Origin of the sequence: Mesorhizobium sp. (assembly GCF_041661565.1) — a bacterium.
In the GTDB taxonomy this organism is placed as follows: domain Bacteria; phylum Pseudomonadota; class Alphaproteobacteria; order Rhizobiales; family Rhizobiaceae; genus Mesorhizobium.
In genome coordinates, this window is record NZ_JBAZUD010000107.1 from 1 (window position 1) to 18,277 (window position 18,277).

Annotated in this window: 19 protein-coding genes; 9 read left to right on the plus strand and 10 right to left on the minus strand. The window is 64.7% G+C overall.

Features of this window, described 5'->3' with window-relative positions; all coding sequences use genetic code 11:
* From WC739_RS17975 to WC739_RS18005, 7 genes are all read right to left on the minus strand, one after another.
* The coding region (locus tag WC739_RS17975; protein ID WP_372954376.1) for a F0F1 ATP synthase subunit epsilon at positions 1–191 on the minus strand (191 nt) is incomplete at its 3' end.
* A 110-nt stretch (positions 192–301) separates the two neighbouring features.
* Positions 302–1,900 carry a F0F1 ATP synthase subunit beta gene (gene atpD / locus WC739_RS17980; protein ID WP_372954377.1) on the minus strand — a complete coding sequence of 533 codons (1,599 nt, stop codon included), beginning with the start codon at positions 1,898–1,900 and terminating at the stop codon, positions 302–304.
* A gap of 70 nt (positions 1,901–1,970) precedes the next feature.
* Positions 1,971–2,855 (minus strand): F0F1 ATP synthase subunit gamma, encoded by an 885-nt coding sequence (locus WC739_RS17985; RefSeq protein WP_372954378.1) that lies wholly within the window; start codon positions 2,853–2,855, stop codon positions 1,971–1,973.
* 32 nt (positions 2,856–2,887) lie between these two features.
* The gene (atpA, locus tag WC739_RS17990; protein ID WP_372954379.1) at positions 2,888–4,417 is read right to left on the minus strand and encodes a F0F1 ATP synthase subunit alpha; all 1,530 of its coding nucleotides are present in this window, start codon (positions 4,415–4,417) and stop codon (positions 2,888–2,890) included.
* On the minus strand, positions 4,417–4,977 hold the full coding sequence (locus tag WC739_RS17995; protein WP_372954380.1) for a F0F1 ATP synthase subunit delta: 561 nt from the start codon (positions 4,975–4,977) through the stop codon (positions 4,417–4,419). The genes atpA and WC739_RS17995 overlap by 1 nt, the downstream gene beginning before the upstream one ends.
* Positions 4,978–5,223: 246 nt before the next feature.
* On the minus strand, positions 5,224–5,619 hold the full coding sequence (locus WC739_RS18000; RefSeq protein WP_372954381.1) for a DUF4345 family protein: 396 nt from the start codon (positions 5,617–5,619) through the stop codon (positions 5,224–5,226).
* Between the two features lie 95 nt (positions 5,620–5,714).
* The gene (locus WC739_RS18005) at positions 5,715–6,410 is read right to left on the minus strand and encodes an aspartate/glutamate racemase family protein (protein WP_372954382.1); all 696 of its coding nucleotides are present in this window, start codon (positions 6,408–6,410) and stop codon (positions 5,715–5,717) included.
* A gap of 76 nt (positions 6,411–6,486) precedes the next feature.
* Here WC739_RS18005 and WC739_RS18010 point away from each other — a divergent pair, with 76 nt between their 5' ends.
* Together WC739_RS18010 and WC739_RS18015 are read left to right on the plus strand one after the other, a co-directional pair.
* A complete protein-coding gene (locus tag WC739_RS18010; protein ID WP_372954394.1) occupies positions 6,487–6,723 on the plus strand; it encodes a type II toxin-antitoxin system Phd/YefM family antitoxin in 237 nt (78 codons plus the stop codon).
* Complete coding sequence (locus WC739_RS18015; RefSeq protein ID WP_372954383.1) at positions 6,720–7,175, plus strand: type II toxin-antitoxin system VapC family toxin; 456 nt, start codon at positions 6,720–6,722, stop codon at positions 7,173–7,175. The genes WC739_RS18010 and WC739_RS18015 overlap by 4 nt, the downstream gene beginning before the upstream one ends.
* Positions 7,176–7,185: 10 nt before the next feature.
* On the opposite strand, the gene WC739_RS18020 is transcribed toward WC739_RS18015, so the two are convergent.
* Positions 7,186–9,369, minus strand: a complete 2,184-nt coding sequence (locus WC739_RS18020; protein ID WP_372954384.1) for a primosomal protein N' — start codon at positions 9,367–9,369, stop codon at positions 7,186–7,188.
* 89 nt (positions 9,370–9,458) lie between these two features.
* Here WC739_RS18020 and fsa point away from each other — a divergent pair, with 89 nt between their 5' ends.
* The 7 genes from fsa to WC739_RS18055 all read left to right on the plus strand — a co-directional run bounded on the left by fsa (position 9,459) and on the right by WC739_RS18055 (position 15,764).
* Positions 9,459–10,115 carry a fructose-6-phosphate aldolase gene (gene fsa / locus WC739_RS18025; protein WP_372954385.1) on the plus strand — a complete coding sequence of 219 codons (657 nt, stop codon included), beginning with the start codon at positions 9,459–9,461 and terminating at the stop codon, positions 10,113–10,115.
* 187 nt (positions 10,116–10,302) lie between these two features.
* A complete protein-coding gene (locus WC739_RS18030; RefSeq protein WP_372954386.1) occupies positions 10,303–11,193 on the plus strand; it encodes a LysR family transcriptional regulator in 891 nt (296 codons plus the stop codon).
* Positions 11,194–11,316: 123 nt separating this feature from the next.
* On the plus strand, positions 11,317–12,093 hold the full coding sequence (locus WC739_RS18035) for an ECF transporter S component (RefSeq protein WP_372954387.1): 777 nt from the start codon (positions 11,317–11,319) through the stop codon (positions 12,091–12,093).
* A complete protein-coding gene (locus WC739_RS18040) occupies positions 12,093–13,856 on the plus strand; it encodes an ABC transporter ATP-binding protein (protein ID WP_372954388.1) in 1,764 nt (587 codons plus the stop codon). Before WC739_RS18035 ends, WC739_RS18040 begins: the two co-directional genes overlap by 1 nt.
* Entirely contained in the window at positions 13,857–14,684 is an 828-nt protein-coding gene (locus WC739_RS18045; RefSeq protein ID WP_372954389.1) for an energy-coupling factor transporter transmembrane protein EcfT, read from the plus strand.
* Complete coding sequence (locus tag WC739_RS18050; RefSeq protein WP_372954390.1) at positions 14,681–15,127, plus strand: nuclear transport factor 2 family protein; 447 nt, start codon at positions 14,681–14,683, stop codon at positions 15,125–15,127. Before WC739_RS18045 ends, WC739_RS18050 begins: the two co-directional genes overlap by 4 nt.
* Before the next feature lie 7 nt (positions 15,128–15,134).
* Positions 15,135–15,764, plus strand: coding sequence for an NAD(P)H-dependent oxidoreductase (locus WC739_RS18055; RefSeq protein ID WP_372954391.1), 630 nt, complete (start codon positions 15,135–15,137; stop codon positions 15,762–15,764).
* Between the two features lie 50 nt (positions 15,765–15,814).
* On the opposite strand, the gene lptE is transcribed toward WC739_RS18055, so the two are convergent.
* Together lptE and leuS are read right to left on the minus strand one after the other, a co-directional pair.
* Positions 15,815–16,399: an LPS assembly lipoprotein LptE gene (gene lptE / locus WC739_RS18060; protein WP_372954392.1), complete on the minus strand. Its 585-nt coding sequence runs from the start codon at positions 16,397–16,399 to the stop codon at positions 15,815–15,817.
* A partial coding sequence (leuS, locus tag WC739_RS18065) for a leucine--tRNA ligase (RefSeq protein WP_372954393.1) occupies positions 16,386–18,277 on the minus strand: 1,892 nt, incomplete at its 5' end. The genes lptE and leuS, both read right to left, overlap by 14 nt.

Consider the following 18,277-nt stretch of genomic DNA (forward strand, 5'->3'; position numbering starts at 1 on the left):
ACATAGCGTTCTTCTTGCCCCGACACTGTCTTCAAGGTGACGACCCCCGGCTTGATCGTGGTCATGACCGGCGCATGATGCGCCATCACCGTCATCTCGCCCTCGGCGCCCGGAATGACGACGGATTCGACCTGCTCGGAAACCAGCAGGCGTTCCGGCGAAACCAGTTCGAATTTGAAAGCTTCAGCCATGTCGATTTAGTGAGTAGGGAATAGTGAGTAGGAAGTAGGGAAAGAGGGCCACCGCCCGCTCACCCAGCCGCTATTCACCACTGACTACTGACTACTCCTTATTGCCTTGATTAAGCCGCTTCAGCCGCCAGGCGCTGTGCCTTCTCGACCGCTTCCTCGATGCCGCCGACCATGTAGAAGGCAGCCTCCGGCAGGTGATCGTAGTCGCCATTACAGAGCCCCTTGAAGCCCTTGATGGTGTCGGCGAGGTCGACCAGCTTGCCAGGCGCGCCGGTGAACACTTCGGCGACGAAGAAGGGCTGCGACAGGAAGCGCTCGATCTTGCGGGCGCGGGCCACGGTCTGCTTGTCCTCTTCCGAAAGCTCATCCATGCCAAGGATGGCGATGATGTCCTGCAGCGACTTGTAGCGCTGGAGGATCGACTGCACCTGGCGGGCGACGGCGTAGTGCTCGTCGCCGACGACCAGCGGGTCGAGCATGCGCGAGGTCGAATCCAGCGGATCGACGGCCGGATAGATGCCCTTCTCGGCGATGGCGCGGTTCAGCGTCGTCGTCGCGTCAAGGTGGGCAAAGGAGGTTGCCGGCGCCGGGTCGGTCAGATCGTCGGCCGGCACGTAGATCGCCTGCACCGAGGTGATCGACCCCTTGGTGGTGGTGGTGATGCGTTCCTGCAGCGCGCCCATGTCGGTGGCGAGCGTCGGCTGATAGCCCACGGCCGAAGGGATACGGCCGAGAAGTGCCGACACTTCCGAACCCGCCTGCGTGAAGCGGAAGATGTTGTCGACGAAGAACAGCACGTCCTGGCCCTGGTCGCGGAAATACTCGGCAACCGTCAGTCCGGTCAGGCCGACGCGGGCGCGCGCGCCCGGCGGCTCATTCATCTGGCCATAGACGAGTGCCGCCTTGGAGCCTTCGCCGCCGCCCTTCTTGTTGACGCCGGATTCGATGAACTCGTGATAGAGATCGTTGCCTTCGCGGGTGCGCTCGCCGACGCCGGCGAACACCGAATAGCCACCATGCGCCTTGGCGATGTTGTTGATCAGCTCCTGGATCAGCACGGTCTTGCCGACGCCGGCGCCGCCGAACAGGCCGATCTTGCCGCCCTTGGCGTACGGTGCGAGGAGATCCAGCACCTTGATGCCGGTGATCAGGATCTGGGCTTCCGTCGACTGCTCGACATAGGTCGGAGCCGGCTGATGGATGGAACGCATTTCGATCGCGTCGACAGGGCCCTCTTCGTCGACCGGCTCGCCGATGACGTTGATGATGCGGCCGAGCATGCCCGGGCCGACCGGCACGGTGATCGGCGCGCCGGTGTCGCGCACTTCCTGGCCGCGCACCAGGCCCTCGGTCGAGTCCATGGCGATGCAGCGGACGGTGTTCTCACCCAGGTGCTGGGCGACTTCCAGCACAAGGCGGTTGCCGACATTGGTGGTTTCGAGCGCGTTCAGGATCGCCGGCAGATGATCGCCGAACTGCACGTCGACAACGGCGCCGATGACCTGGCGGACCTTGCCGACGACACCGGTCGCCTTGGTGGCAACAGCCGATGACCTGGCCGAAGCGGCCTTGGCCGGGGCCGCTGCCGCCTTGGCAGGAACCGCCTTGGCGGCCGCCGCCGGAGCCTTTGCCGCCGCCTTTACGGGGGCCGCGGTCTGCACGGCTGCCGCCTTGGGGGCCGTCATCTTGGGGGTCGCTGCTTTCGCCATCGTCTTTACCCTTTTTCGTCCTTTGTTTACCACGCGGTCCGCCTGCGGGTCATCGACCCACGGACCACGCCTAGAGCGCCTCGGCGCCCGAAATGATTTCGATCAGTTCTTTGGTGATCTGCGCCTGCCGCTGGCGGTTGTAGGTGATCGACAGCTTGTTGATCATCTCGCCGGCATTGCGCGTCGCATTGTCCATGGCGCTCATCTTGGCGCCCATCTCGCCGGCCGCGTTTTCGAGCAGCGCCCGGAAAACCTGCACCGAGATGTTGCGCGGAATGAGGTCGGAGAGGATCTCGCCCGGCTCCGGCTCATATTCATAGACCGCACTGCCGCCGGCGACTGCTTCCGCCGGCGCCGAAGCGATGCCGGCCGGTATGATCTGCTGCGCCGTCGGGATCTGGCTGATCACCGACTTGAACTGCGAATAGAACAGCGTGCAGATGTCGAAGCCGCCCTCGTTGAAGAGGGCGATGACCTTGCGGGCAATCGCGTCGGCATTGACGAAGCCGAGCGTCTTGACCTCGCGCAGGTCGACGCGGTCGATGATCAGCGATGCGTAGTCGCGGCGCAGGATGTCGAAACCCTTCTTGCCGACGCAGATGATCTTGACCTGCTTGCCGTCGGCCAGCAGCCTGCGGATATGGTCGCGGGCAAGGCGGGCGATCTGCGAGTTGAAGCCGCCGCACAGGCCGCGCTCGGCGGTGCAGACGACGAGCAGATGGACATTGTCCTTGCCGGTGCCGGTCATCAGCGCCGGGGCATCGCCGCCGCCGCCGATTGCCTGGGTGATGTTGGCCAGCACGGAACCCATGCGCTCCGAATAGGGGCGCGCCGCTTCCGCGGCCTCCTGCGCACGGCGCAGCTTCGCCGCGGCGACCATCTGCATCGCCTTGGTGATCTTCTGCGTCGCCTTGACCGAGGCGATACGGTTACGAAGGTCTTTTAATGAAGGCATGCTTCAAACCTGATCCCGTCTTGTCGCTTCGCTCAGGCGAAGGTCTTGGCGAAAGCGTCGATCTCGGCCTTCAGCTTGCCGCGCAGATCGTCCGACAGCGCCTTTTCCTTGCGGATGGCGTCCAGAACGTCCTTGCCGGCTGCGCGCATGTGGCTGAGCAGGCCTTGCTCGAACTTGCCGACCTGGTTGACCGGAAGCTTGTCGAGATAGCCGTTGACGCCGGCGAAGATCACCGCGACCTGCTCTTCGGTCTTCAGCGGCGAGAACTGCGGCTGCTTGAGCAATTCGGTCAGGCGCGAGCCGCGGTTGAGCAGGCGCTGCGTGGCGGCGTCGAGGTCGGAGCCGAACTGCGCGAAGGCCGCCATTTCGCGGTACTGCGCGAGCTCGCCCTTGATCGAGCCGGCAACCTGCTTCATCGCCTTGATCTGCGCGGCCGATCCGACACGGCTAACCGACAGGCCGACGTTCACCGCCGGGCGAATGCCCTGGAAGAACAGGTTGGTCTCGAGGAAGATCTGGCCGTCAGTGATCGAGATCACGTTGGTCGGGATATAGGCCGACACGTCGTTGGCCTGCGTCTCGATGATCGGCAGAGCGGTCAGCGACCCACCGCCCAGATCGTCGTTGAGCTTAGCGGCGCGCTCGAGCAGGCGCGAGTGCAGGTAGAAGACGTCGCCCGGATAGGCTTCGCGGCCCGGCGGGCGGCGCAGCAGCAGCGACATCTGGCGATAGGCGACGGCCTGCTTCGACAGATCGTCGTAGCTGATCAGCGCGTGCATGCCGTTGTCGCGGAAATACTCACCCATGGTGCAGCCGGCGAACGGCGCCAGGAACTGCATCGGCGCCGGATCGGAAGCGGTGGCGGCGACGATGATCGAATATTCGAGCGCGCCGCGTTCTTCCAGAACCTTGACGAACTGCGCCACGGTCGAGCGCTTCTGGCCGACGGCGACGTAGACGCAGTAGAGCTTTTCCTTCTCGGGGCCGTTGTCGTGCACCGACTTCTGGTTGAGCATCGTGTCGAGGATGATGGCGGTCTTGCCGGTCTGGCGATCGCCGATGACCAGCTCGCGCTGGCCGCGGCCGACCGGGATCAGCGCGTCGATGGCCTTGAGGCCGGTCGACATCGGCTCGTTCACCGACTTGCGCGGGATGATGCCGGGCGCCTTGACGTCGACGCGCTTGCGTTCGGTCGCCTGGATCGGGCCCTTGCCGTCGATAGGATTGCCGAGCGCGTCGACGACGCGGCCGAGCAGGCCCGGACCGACGGGAACGTCAACGATGGCGCCGGTGCGCTTGACGATGTCGCCTTCCTTGATGTCCCGGTCGGCGCCGAAGATGACGACGCCGACATTGTCGGCTTCGAGGTTCAGCGCCATGCCGCGGATGCCGCCAGGGAATTCGACCATCTCGCCAGCCTGGACATTGTCGAGGCCGTAGACGCGGGCGATACCGTCACCGACGGACAGAACCTGTCCGACTTCGGAGACCTCGGCCTCCTTGCCGAAATTCTTGATCTGGTCTTTCAGAATTGCGGAAATTTCCGCGGCGCGGATGTCCATCAGCCGACCTCTTTCAGTGCAAGCTTGAGCGAATTGAGTTTGGTTTTAAGCGACGTGTCGATCTGGCGCGAGCCCATCTTGACCACCAGCCCGCCGAGCAGCGACGGATCGACGGTGACGGAGATGGTCACGTCCTTGCCGGCAACGCTCTTCAGCGCCGCCTTGAGTTCGGTCTGCTGGGCCGGGGTCAGCTCGTGTGCCGAGGTGACGTCGGCGGCGGCCTCGCCACGATGTTCGGCGGCGATCTGACGGAATGCCCTGATCATGCCCGGCATGGCGAACAGACGGCGATTGCGCGCCACGACGCGCAGGAAATTGCCGGTCAGGCCGGCGATCCCGGCCTTGTCGGCGATCGCCGCGATGGCCTTGGCCTGGTCCTCGCTGGAGAATACCGGGCTGTTGATCAGCCGGGTCAGGTCCGCGCTGCTGGCGAGCATCGCCTCGAAACTGTTGAGGTCGGCTTCGACCTTGGCCACGGAATTGGCCTGCTGCGCGAGTTCGAACAGCGAACCCGCGTAGCGTTCTGCGACACCCGAGATTGGCGATGACGATTGAGCCACGGACCGTCTTTTCTCTTGTCTGACAGGTCTCGGATTGTTTGCGCGAGCGAAAACTCTGGCTAAATCTTTGACCTTACTGCATTTTTCCAAGCACGGAGGCGCGGCTTCCGCTATCCCCGGCCGAAAGTCGATTGCCGTCTAGCACAGGCATTTTAAGACCGCAATGCGTCGTTCCGCATGCTTTTCAGGCACTATTGTCGCATCCGGCGAAAGACTCGCGCCCCACACGCAGGAATACGCTTGGATTCATAGGACAAACCCGAACGCGAAGGCGAGCGGCAACGCCGCCAGCACCAATTCCACCATAATGGAAACCCAATTGAAAGGTGTGTTGGCGCCGTCCGACATCATCGACAGCAGGCGGCCAAAGGCGGTGAACAGCCAGGAGAAGCCGAGCGCCATATAGACCAGGGGCTGCGCCAGCAGGATGCAGCACAGGCCGACGCCGAGATAGAATCCCGACATCCTGCCACGACCCTCGGCGATCGCCGCCGCCTTCTCCGGCCTGGCCTGCAAGCGCAGGACGCGGAAAGCCAATGCGGGCGCCAGGAAGAACAGAAGGCCGAGCAGCACGGTGAAGACGGCGCTCGACCATGCCAGCCATTCGCCCTGGCTCATCGGCCATGGAAACGCAAAATCCATACTGTCCCTCGAAATGCCCGGCTTGAAGTTGCTGGCATACTAGCGAAGGCAGGGACATGCGCCAGAGCGGCGCTCGCGATTTCGGCTGCGGCCGGTCAGCTGAGAGCGAATTCCACCGCAGCCTCGGCATGGATCCGCGTCGTGTCGAAGACCGGGATGTCGAAGTCCCGCTGGCCGATGAGCATGGTGATCTCGGTGCAGCCCATGATGATGCTGTCTGCCCCGTCTTCGCGGCGCAGGCGCTCGGCCTCGGCGATGTAGGCGGCCTTCGAGGCGTCGGTGACGATGCCCTGGCACAGTTCCTCATAGATGACACGATGAACCATGTCGCGCCCCGACGAATCGGGCACCACCGCATGCAGACCGTGCTTGTCGGCGAGCCTGCCCTTGTAGAAATCCTGCTCCATGGTGAAGCGCGTCGCCAGCAGCGCCGGGCGCCGCATGCCGGCACGCTTCACCGCCACCGCCGTGGCGTCGGCGATGTGAATCAGCGGGATCGACACCGACGCTTGCACATGGTCGGCCAGCTTGTGCATGGTGTTGGTGCATAAAAGCAGGCCTTCCGCCCCGCCCGCCTCGAGCTTGCGCGCCGCTTCGACGAGAAGCACGCCGGCGCCATGCCAGTCGCCGTGATGCTGCCGCTCGGCGATCTCGGCGAAGTCGAACGACCACAGCAGCAGTTTCGCCGAATGCAGCCCGCCCAGGCGATCGCGCACCATCTCGTTGAGAAGGCGGTAGTAGATGGCGGTCGATTCCCAGCTCATGCCGCCGAGCAAGCCAAGGGTTTTCATGATTGGCTGTTCCTTTGTCCGTGCAATCCCTATATTATGACTACATGAGACCACAAGGAGCGTCGTTGTGAAAACCATGCAGGTTCGAGAAGCCAAGGCGGGGTTCTCGGCGCTCGTCGAAGCCGCCGAAAACGGCGAGCCAACTATCATCACGAAGCATGGCAAACCCACTGCCATGATCGTGCCGATTGATGAGGGACGGAAGCTTTATCCTCAGAGCAGTCAAAAGAAATTCGTCGACTTCCTGCTCCAGTACCCCGGCGGCATCGAGCTTGAGCGTAACGAATCGCCGTCGAGGGACGTCGAATTTTGAGCGGCTACCTGCTTGATACATCTTTTCTCTCGGCCTTCGCACCCGACCGCACCCCGCTCCCCTCCCACGTTCAGAAATGGGTTACCGAGCAGCGGGAACGCGGCACTTGGCATATGTCGTCGATCGTTGTTCTGGAGGTGGAACGAGGCATTGCGAAACTGACGCGATCCGGCGGACTTGCAAAGGCTGAACGCCTCAGTCTCTGGTTCGAAAGCCTGGTCGTCGAGTTCGACCAACGCATCATCCCAGTCGATGCAGCTGTCGCGCGGGAAGCCGGACGGCTGGAGGATGCCACCATCGCGCGTGGCTTTAGCCCGGGCTTGGCAGATGTCCTGATCGCAGCGACTGCTCGTTTGCACAATCTGTCCGTGCTGACGGCCAACGTCCGGCATTTTGCCGCTCTCGATGTGCCTTACCTGAACCCGTTCACCGAGGATGGCTCGGCAGCCTAACCGTTCAACCTCACAAAAAGCTCTGCGGATCGATATCCACCTGCACCCTGACCGAGCCGCGCTGCTTCGGTCCGTTGGTCAGCATGGCTCGGATGAAGCCTTGCATGTCGGCGCGTTTCTCGCCCTGGATCAGCAGGCGAAAGCGGTGGCGGCCGCCGAGCAGGGATAGCGGCGCCTCGGCCGGGCCGAGCACGAACAGGTCCGACACTTCCGGCGCGGCGCGGCGCAGGCCGCGCGCATGGCCTTCGGCCTCGGCCCGCGTCACCGCGCTGACGATGACGCCGGCCAGCCGGCCGAAGGGCGGCAAGGCCGCCCGTTCGCGCTCGGCGATCTCGCGCTCGTAAAACGCCTCGGCGTCGCCGGAGACGATCGCCCGCATCACCGGGTGATCGGGCTGGAAAGTCTGCAGCAGGCCAAGGCTCTTCTTGCCGGTGCGGCCGGCGCGGCCGGTTACCTGGCTGAGCAGCTGGAAGGTGCGCTCGGCGGCGCGCGGATCGCCATTGGCAAGGCCGAGGTCGGCGTCGACGACCCCGACCAGCGTCATGTTGGGAAAGTTGTGCCCCTTGGCGACCAACTGCGTGCCGATGACGATGTCGGCCTCGCCATCGGCGATCGCCTCCAGCTCCAGTCTGAGCCGCCGCACGCCGCCCATGATGTCGGACGACAGCACGATGGTGCGCGCGTCCGGGAAATGCGCGATGACCTCCTCGGCGATTCGCTCGACGCCTGGCCCGCAAGCGACCAGATGATCGAGCGTGCCGCATTCCGGGCAGGCTTCCGGGCGGCGCTCATTGTGCCCGCAATGATGGCACACCAGCTGGCCGCGGAAGCGATGCTCGACCAGCCAGGCCGAGCACACCGGGCAGCCGAAGCGATGGCCGCAGACGCGGCACAACGTCAGCGGCGCGTATCCGCGCCGGTTGAGGAACAGCAGCGATTGCTCCTTCCGCTCCAGCGTCTGGCGCATATGGTCGAGCAGCACCGGCGACAGGAAGCCGCCGCGCGCCGGCGGCGCCCGGCGCATGTCGATCGACTTCAGCTGCGGCAGTGCGGCCTCGGCGAAACGGGCCGAAAGGACGGCCCTGCTGTATTTGCCCTGGCTCGCATTGACCCGGCTCTCCACCGACGGCGTCGCCGAGGCCAGCACGACCGGAAAGGCGCCGATATGGCCGCGTACAACCGCCATGTCGCGCGCATTGTAGAAGACCCGGTCCTCCTGCTTGTAGGCGGGGTCGTGCTCCTCGTCGACGACGATCAGGCCTAGCTCCTTGAACGGCAGGAACAGAGCCGAGCGCGCACCGGCAACGACCCGCACGCCGCCTTCCGCCACCTGCCGCCAGACCCGTTCGCGCATTCTCGGCGGCAGGTCCGAGTGCCATTCGCCTGGCTTGGCGCCGAAGCGCTGCTGGAAGCGTTCGAGGAAGGCATGCGTAAGCGCGATCTCCGGCAGCAGGATCAGCACCTGCTTGCCCTGCTCCAGCGCGGCTGCCACCGCCTCGAAATAGACCTCGGTCTTTCCCGATCCGGTGACGCCGTCGAGCAGCGCGACATTGAAGACACCGGCCGCGACATTGGCGCGCAGCATCAGCGCCGCGTCGGCCTGGTCGGGCATCAGCTCCGGCACGGAATAGTCAGGATCGGGCGCGGCCACCACCGGGCGTGGCGGGATCATCACCGTCTCGAACACGCCTTGCGCCCTCAGGCCCTCGATTACCGTCGACGACACGCCGGCCGCGTGCGCCAGGCCGGACCTTGTCCAGGCCAAACCGCCTTCGGCCGCTTCCAGCACGCGCATCCGCGCCGGCGTCATCCGGTCGGGCACGATCGGACGGCGTTGCAAGCCCTCGATCCAGGGCTCGGGATCGAACGCTTCCGGGGCGCGAAGCAGCATGCGCGCCACCATGCCCGGCGGCGATAGCGTGTACTGCGCCACCCAGTCGACGAAGCGTCGCATGGCGCGATCGATCGGCGGGCAGTCGAAGACCTGTTCGATCGGGCGCAGCTTCCTGGCGTCGATGGTCTCGATGGCGCCGTCCCAGACGATGCCGGCAACCTGCCGCGGGCCAAGCGGCACGCGCACGATCGAACCCGGCACCACGCGCATGCCGGCGGGCACGGCATAGGTGTAGGGGCGTTCGGCCGGCATCGGCACCAGCACGGGCGCGGCCGAGACAAAGGGCGAATCTTCGATCATGAGACGTGACCTTGCCCCGACTTTGGTCTAGATCAAAGGGCAACGCTGAACGTGCCCCGCCGGCACGACGAAATCGTCAGGAGACCGCCATGAAATTTTTTGTCGACACCGCCGACGTCAAGGATATCCGTGAGCTCAACGATCTGGGCCTGCTCGACGGGGTCACCACCAACCCCTCACTGATCCTGAAATCCGGCGGCAAGATCGCCGAGGTCACCAAGCAGATCTGCGACATCGTCAAGGGCCCGGTTTCGGCCGAAGTCACCGCCACCGAATACTCCGAGATGATGCAGCAGGCCAAGGTTCTCGCCAAGATCGCCGACAATGTCTGCATCAAGGTGCCGCTGACGCTGGATGGCCTCAAGGCCTGCAAGACGATCCGCACAGAGATGAACCGCCTGGTCAACGTGACGCTGTGCTTCTCGGCCAACCAGGCCCTGCTTGCCGCAAAGGCCGGCGCCTCGTTCATCTCGCCCTTCGTCGGGCGCATCGATGACATCGGCCTCGACGGCATGGAGCTGATCCAGGAAATCCGGCAGATCTACGACAATTACGATTACCAGACCGAGATTCTCGTGGCTTCGGTCCGCACCGTGAACCATGTCAAGCAAGCCGCCCTGATCGGCGCCGACGTCGTCACCGCGCCGCCGGCAACGCTGAAGGCGCTGGTCAAGCATCCGCTGACCGACAAGGGCCTCGAACAGTTCCTCGCCGACTGGGCAAAGACCGGCCAGACCATCGGCTGAGGCCATCTGATTTCCGATAAAAAGGGCCGGCAACGGCCTTTTTTATTGCGGCCCGGCGCGCCGGAATTCCATCTTCCGACCATTCTAGCCTTGCCCCGTTGCCATCGAGTGCCGGTTGGCTAGGGTATCGACACGGAATAAATCGACTCGGTGCCAACGCCCGGGAGGCGTGTTGATCCACTCTCGCTTGCTTCGCTACCTTGACGAGGTCGCCCGCTGCGGATCCATACGCAAGGCCGCCATCACCCTCAATGTCGCGGCTTCGGCGATCAACCGGCAGATCATCGCCCTGGAACAGCAGCTGGGAACGCCGCTTTTCGAGCGTTTGCCCGGCCAGATGCGTCCCACGGCCGCCGGCGAGGTGCTGATCGCCCATGCCCGGGACACGCTCAAGCACCACCGCAAGGCCATCGAACGGATAGAAACGCTGAAGGATGCGCGTTTCGCCAGCGCCTCGATCGCCACCGTTGGCGGACTGGCCAGCGACATGCTCTCCTACGCGTTGGCCGACTATCGCCGCGAACGACCCTTCACGCGCTTCTCCGTCAGTGTGCTGCCCTCCGAGGAGATCGCCTTGCAGGTCGCCGCCGGCGAGATCGACCTGGGCTTTGCCTTCGACCTGCCCGATACTCCAAACCTTACCGTCGCCGCATCCATGGCGAGCGGCTGCGGCGCGTTCCTGCTTCCCGACCATGAACTGGCTTCGAAAGCCTTGCTGCACCTCGGCGACCTCAGGCGTTTCCCGCTGATCATGCCGCAGCCGGGGGTCATGCTGCGCGACCGGTTCGACCATGCGTGCGCCTCGGCGGGCCTGTCGCTGGAACCGGTGCTGGAATCGAACAGCTTCGAACTGCTCAAGCATTTCGCCCTTCTCGACCAGGGCATCGCCATCCTCAACCGCATCGACGTGCTGCACAGCCATCTTTCGGGCGAAGCGATCTTCATTCCGATCGCAGAATTGTCCCGCTTCACGCAGACGCTCAGCGTCGTGCATCGCGCGCGCGGGCGCTTGGCGCCATTGCCCAGCCATCTCGTCGAGAGGCTGAGCAGCCTCATCGCCAGCCAGGAAAGCGCATAATGGTGGCGTTGCCTTTTAGGCAACGCCACGCACTCTCTTTGATGCTTTGAAGCAGCGTCGTTTCCGCTAACATGCCCCTGGGAACACAATCAGCAAAAATGCTGCTCACAAAAGGGGAACATCATGACAGCCGAAGCACCGCAACCACGCAGTCTCGCCACCACGGGCGGCGTCTCCATCGGAGGCGCGCCTGTTTCCTACACGGCCATCATGGCGGCGCTGGTCGCAGTGCTGGCGTTCATCCCGGCATCGATCGTGGTCGGCGGCATGGGCGGCGGCTGGCCGTTGCATGATGTCATCCATCCGCTGCTTGGCCTCCTGCTCGGACCGATTGCCGGCCCGATCGCTTCGGTGATCGGCATTCTGGTCGGCAACGTCATCGCCCCCTACACCAATCTCGGTCCCTGGAGCCCGTTGATGGGCGCCATGAGCGCCTTCACCGTCGGCATGGTCATGTATCCGAACCGCTCGATGTGGTACGTGCCATGGCTCATCACCCTGGCCGCCAATCTGTTCTACCTCTACCAGGCGCTGGCGTTCGGCATCGGTTTCTGGCTCTGGCTCAGCAACGTCTTCACCGTTGATGTCGCGCTGATCCTCATTGCCATTCCTCAGATCCGCAACTGGGCGATCGCCCAGATCCGCGGCGGTTCGCCCAGCCTGTGGCTCTATTGCGCCTACTTCGTCGTGTTCTTCTTCGGCTCGACGGCGGGCATACAGCTCAACTGGGTGCCCTCCTTCGCCACCAACCCGTGGCCTGCCGAGGTGTGGCCTCCGCTGGTGGTCATCATCCTGCTCGAGCGTGTCGTGTTCACCGCCGTCGGCGCGGTTGTCGCGTTCGCGCTGGTTGCCGCCATTCGGCGCTCGCCGATCGCAAAGGCGAAGATGGCGGGCTACTGATGCCGCTGGCCAGCGCGGAAAAAGAGGAAGAACGGGCCGCCGGCCCGCTCATCCTCTTCGAGGGCGTCACATATCGCTATCCCGGCGCCGGACGTCCGGCGCTGGACGCCATCAGCCTGACCATCAACCGTGGCGAGATCGTCGGCATCATCGGCCCGACCGGCGCCGGCAAGACGACATTGTGCCTGGCGCTCAACGGCATCGTGCCGCAATTCTTCGGCGGCGAATTCTTCGGCAGCGTGCATATCGACGGCCTCGACGCCATCGACACGCCGACCAGCCGGCTGGCGAAGCTCGTCGGCATGGTGTTCGAGGATCCCGAAACGCAGATCACCGCCACCACGGTCGAGAGCGAGGTCGCCTTCGCTCTGGAAAACCTGAAAGTGCCGACGCCGCAAATGGCGGTTCGTGTCCGCGAAGCGCTGGGCGAGGTCGGCCTCTCCGGGCAGGAGGCCCGCCATCCCGCGAACCTCTCGGGCGGCCAGAAGCAGCGGCTTTCGATCGCCGCCGCCCTGGCGCTGTCCTCGGACATCATCGTGCTCGACGAGCCGACCTCGCAGCTCGACCCGGTCGCGGCAAGCGAGGTGTTCGCCATCCTCCGGCGGCTCAATCGCGACAATGGCCTGACCGTAATCGTCACCAGCCATGCCAGCGAGGAACTGGCCGAGATCGCCGACCGCATACTGCTCGTCTCCGACGGCAAGGTCGTGGCCGAAGGACCGCCGGCGAAGGTTTTTGCGGAGACGCGCCTGCTGGCCGAACATCGGGTGCGTCCGCCGGATATCGTGCGCAGCTTCGAGGCGCTGGCGCGCGCGGCGCACATCCGCAAGCCGTTCGCGCTGCCGGTGACGCTGGCCGCCGCCGAACAGGCGATCGCCGCCAACCCGCTCCCATTCTCCTTGCCTGCTGTTCCCGGCAGCACGCAGCGGGACAATTCGATAGGATCGGCGCTGACCGTCGAGGGCCTGACGCATGTCTATCCCGACGGGACGCACGCACTGCTCGGCATCGACCTCACCGTGGCGCCGGGCGAGTTCCTTGGCATCGTCGGCCGCAACGGCAGCGGCAAGTCGACATTGGTGCGGCATTTCCTTGGCCTCCTGTCGCCGACCTCCGGTGCCGTGCTGGTCGCGGGCGAGGACATTGCGGGTCTCAAGATCAGCGATCTGGCGCGACGCATCGGCTACGTCTCGCAGAACGCCCATGCCCAGCTGTTTTGCGACACCGTCGCCAAGGAGGTCGGCTTCGCGCTGTCGATGATGCGCAAGCCGCAGGCCGAGATCGACGCGACCGTGGCGCGTTCACTGGCCGACATGGATTTGACCTGGGCGGCGGGCCACCATCCGATGGCGCTCAGCCGTGGCGACCGGCTGCGCGTCGTCATCGCCGCCGTGCTGGCGCTCCAGCCGCCGATCCTGATCTTCGACGAGCCGACCACCGGCCAGGACTGGCGCGGTTCGCTTGCCATCCTGGACATGCTGCGGGCGTTGAATCAGAAGGGCAAGACGGTGGTGCTGATCACCCACCATCTCTATCTCCTGCCCGGCTATGTAGGCCGCATCGTCGTGATGAATGGCGGCAGGATCGTGCGCGAGGGCAGCCTGCGCGACGTTTTCCACGACGGGCCGGCCATGGCATCGGCGGGCCTGGTGCCGCCGCAGACCGTGCGCTTCGCCGAACAGGTTCCCGGGCTCAGCACCGCCCGGCCGCTGGGCCCCGACGATCTGGCCGCCATGCTCGACGCCCGGCGGGAGGTCGCCTAGATGGTCAGTTACGCGCTTCAGCGCCTGCCCGCCGAAACCACGGTGGCGCGGGCCGACATGCGGGTCAAGTTCGCGCTGCTTTTGCTGTCGAGCTCGGTGATCTTCGTCTGGAACAGCATCCTCCTGCAGGCGGCTTTCCTTGCCATTGTCCTCGGCCTGATGCTCTCGGCCGGCGTGACGGCCACAACCATCCGCAAGCTGGTTCTCATCGTGCTGCCGGCGCTGGTGCTGATCACCGTGATCCAAGGCCTGTGGAGCCCCTTTGGCAGGACGCCGGTGTTTACCGTGCCCGACGGCGTGCCGGTGCTCGGCTCGCTGCACATCTTCTACGTCGAGGGGCTGCTGTTCGGCCTCGTCGTGTGCTGCCGCGTCCTCATTCCGATGCTCGCCTTCCAGCTGGTGTTCATGACCAGCGAGCCCAACGACATCGTGCTCGGCCTCGTCCGCATCGGCGTCCCCTACCGCGTCGCCTTCCTGTTCTCGACCACCTTCCGTTTCGTGCCGCTGCTTTTCCAGGAACTGGAAGGCATCAAGGAGGCGCAAAGGCTGCGCGGCATCGACATCGACGATGTCGGCATGGTTCGCAAGCTCATCGCTCTTGGCCGCATGCTGGTGCCCCTGATCATGATCTGCCTGACCAAGGCGCAGCTCATGGAAATCGCCCTGCAGGCCAAGGCATTCAGCGGCTCGGCCGACCGCACCAGCCTGCACCCCTCACGCGAGAAACTGTCGGCTGCGGAGTGGCTGGCAATCGGGATCTGCTTCGCCCTGCTGGCCGGGGCCATAGCGGGCCGGATGCTTTACGGATTGGGAGGAAAAGTGCTGTGACCATTCTGGCCCCTGACGCAAGGGTCGATTGCGATGCCGCCACGCTGGCCATGCTTGAGCGCCAGGCGGCGGCGTGGAAGTCGGGCGATTTCATGTCCGCCGCAGACGATTGGCATCCCGACGGCGTGCTGACCGCTCCCGGCAACCGGGTGCCGCGCGCCGCCCTGGCCACCACGATCGCCGGTTTCTGTCGCGACTATGGCGACCTCGACGTCACCGTCACGACGGTCTTTTCCTCGGCCGACGGACGGCGCGTGGCGCTGGAATGGCTGTGGGCGGTGACGCGGCTGCGCGACGGCGCCCGCAGCCTGACCGAGGATGCCATCCTCATCGACCTCGACAGCGATGGACGCATCCTGTCGTGGCGCGAATATTTCGACACGGCCACCGCCGTGGAAGATCACCACAGCCCGCGCGATACGATCGCCGGTCAGCCAGCTTGAGTGCGCAATGAGAGTCCTCGTCGTTTTTTGCCATCCCTGCGCAGACAGTTTCAATGCCGCGGTGCGCGACACCGCGCTGGAGACGCTGGCCGAAAACGGCCACGAAGTGCATCTCCTCGACCTTTATGCAATGGGCTTCGATCCGGTGATGCATGGCGACGAATGGCGCCGTTACGGCGACAACGAGGCCAATCTGGAGCCGGTGCACGATCGGGCCCGCGAACTGCTCTGGGCGCAGGCCGTGGTCTTCATCTACCCGACATGGTGGTATGGACTGCCGGCGATGCTCAAGGGCTGGCTGGAGCGGGTGCTGGTGCCGGGCTTCGCATTCGAAATGCCGACAGCCGAGCGCGGGCCGCGGCCGAAACTGCGGCACATCCGCAAGGTGCTGGTGATGACCACCTGCGGGGCAACGCCGCTGATGTCGTGGATCATGGGCCAGCCGGGACGCCGCACGCTGCTGCGCGGCTTTCGCTCCGTATGCCATCCGTTCTGCTCGACGCGGTTCCTGGCGCTCTACCGGATGGACAGCGTTTCGGCAGCGGAGCGCCAGGCGCATCTCCAGCGCGTCAGGAAGACCCTGGCCACCCTGGGCCGGGCCACATCGTTCGCGAGCGATACGGTGCCGGCCGATTGACGAGCGAAACTATCGGCGGCGCCGGGGAGCGAAGGCCCTGGATTGCTGGGTCAGCCCGCCGAGTTGCCGAGCCTGACCAGATCCTGGGCGATCGACAGTTGCAGCGCTTCGGCAAGCTCTCGCGCGGCCCGGTTCTCGGCGTCGATCTGCGCTCGATACGAGGCGAATTCCTGGCGCGGCCTGTCGAAAGATGAGGTGACCGAGCGCCTGCCGGACGAGATCACCACGCCGGTCTTCGCGTCGGTCAGCCTGTAGGCCGCGGTCAACGTCACGGAACCGGCGGTCGGCTCGTCCTCATCGGTCCCGACCTGGACAAGGACCGCGGATTCGACAGACTCGGTGACGCCGAGATCGAGCGAGTAGACGGGCGAAGCCGGTTCGCCGGCACCGCGCCCGAAGCCGAAGATCAGATTGTTTCGCACCTGCTGGGCGTAACGCGACTTGACCGGCTTGATGCCGATCGACGCCAATTCGGAATTGGCGCTGGTGCGCGAGCCCGGCGACAGCGGCGCGTTCGAATAGAGCGGCCGCACGGTGCAGGCCGAGACCAGCGCAAGCGCGCCGATCATGCCGGCAACCGCGATGCGGCGCAGCACACGGCCAGCGTCTGTCTTCTTCGGATCAGGCAACGACATTGACGATCCTCTGCGGCACGATGATCACCTTGCGCGGTGCCTTACCTTCGAGCGCTTTCTGCACGAAGTCGAGAGCCAATACCGCTTTTTCGACCGCACCTTGGTCAGCGTCGCGGGCAATTGTCAAATCACCGCGCTTCTTGCCGTTGACCTGCACCGGATAGGTGACTTCGTTGTCGACAACCAGTGCCGGATCGAAGATCGGCCAGGGCCGTTCGGCCACCAGATCGGTGCCGCCAAGCGTTTCCCAGCACTCCTCGGCCAGATGCGGCATTACCGGCGCGATCAGATGCACGAGGATCTCGACGGCCTCGCGGCAGGCGCCTTTCAGCGCCGGATCGGCCTTGCCTTCCCCGACATCGCTGAGCGGCGTGGTCAGCGCGTTGGCCAGTTCATAGATCCGGGCGATGGCGCGGTTGAAGGCGAGCTTTTCAATGTCCTCGCCGACCGCCTTCAGGATCTTGTGCGCCGCCTTGGAAACCGTCGCGGCTTCTCCGCTACCAGCCGCCGCGGGCCTGACATCGGCCAGCGTCTCGGCCCCCATCGACACCAGACGCCAGACGCGCTGGATGAAACGATGCGCGCCGGCGGCGCCATCGTCGGTCCACTCGACATCGCGCTCGGGTGGCGAATCCGACAGCATGAACCACCGCGCCGTATCGGCGCCGTAACCGTCGGTGATGTCTTCCGGGCTCACCGTGTTCTTCTTCGACTTCGACATCTTTTCGAGCGGGCCGATGGTCACGGTCTCGCCGGTAGCGATCTCGATGGCTCGACGCTTGCCGTCGGCGTCCTCGAACTTCACTTCGGTCGGCGCCAGCCAGCGGCCATTCGATGCCGTACCCAGACGATAGGTTTCGTGCACGACCATGCCCTGTGTGAACAGGCCCCTGAACGGCTCGGCCAGGTCGACATGGCCGGTCTCGCGCATGGCGCGGGTGAAGAAGCGCGAATAGAGCAGGTGCAGGATCGCATGCTCGATACCGCCAATATACTGGTCGACCGGCAGCCATTCATTGGCGGCCTTCGGATCGGTCGGCTCATGTGCCCAGGGCGCGGTGAAGCGGGCGAAATACCAGGACGAATCGACGAACGTGTCCATCGTGTCGGTTTCGCGCCGCGCATCCCCACCGCATTGCGGACACTTTACATGCCGCCATGTCGGATGGCGGTCGAGCGGGTTGCCGGGCCGGTCGAAATCGACATCGTCGGGCAGTTTGACCGGCAGGTCGGCCTTCGGCACCGGCACCACGCCGCAATGCTCGCAATGGATCATCGGGATCGGGCAGCCCCAGTAGCGCTGACGAGAAATGCCCCAGTCGCGCAGGCGGAAATTGACCTTGCGCTCGGCCATCGGCCGGTTGCCGATCGTCTTCTGCTCCAGCAGCGTCGCCACTTCGTCGAACGCCTGCTCCGGCTTCATGCCGTCGAGGAAGCGCGAATTGATCATCGCGCCGTCATCCACAAAGGCTTCGTCGATGACCTGGAAGGTCGTCGGGTTGCCGCCCTCGGGCATCACCACCGGCACGACCGGCAGGCCGTATTTGTTGGCGAAGTCGAGGTCGCGCTGGTCGTGCGCCGGGCAGCCGAAGATGGCGCCGGTGCCGTATTCCATCAGCACGAAATTGGCGACATAGACCGGCAGCGTCCAGCTGTCGTCGAACGGATGGACGACCCGGATACCGGTGTCGAAACCCTTCTTCTCGGCAGTCTCCAGCGCCGCCACCGAAGTGCCCATGTGGCGGACCTCATCGATGAACTTCGCCAGCGTCGGATTGCTCTCGGCGGCCTTTCTGGCCAGCGGATGGTCGGCGGCGATCGCCATGAAGGAAGCGCCGAAGATCGTGTCCGGCCTAGTCGTATAGACTTCCAGCTCAT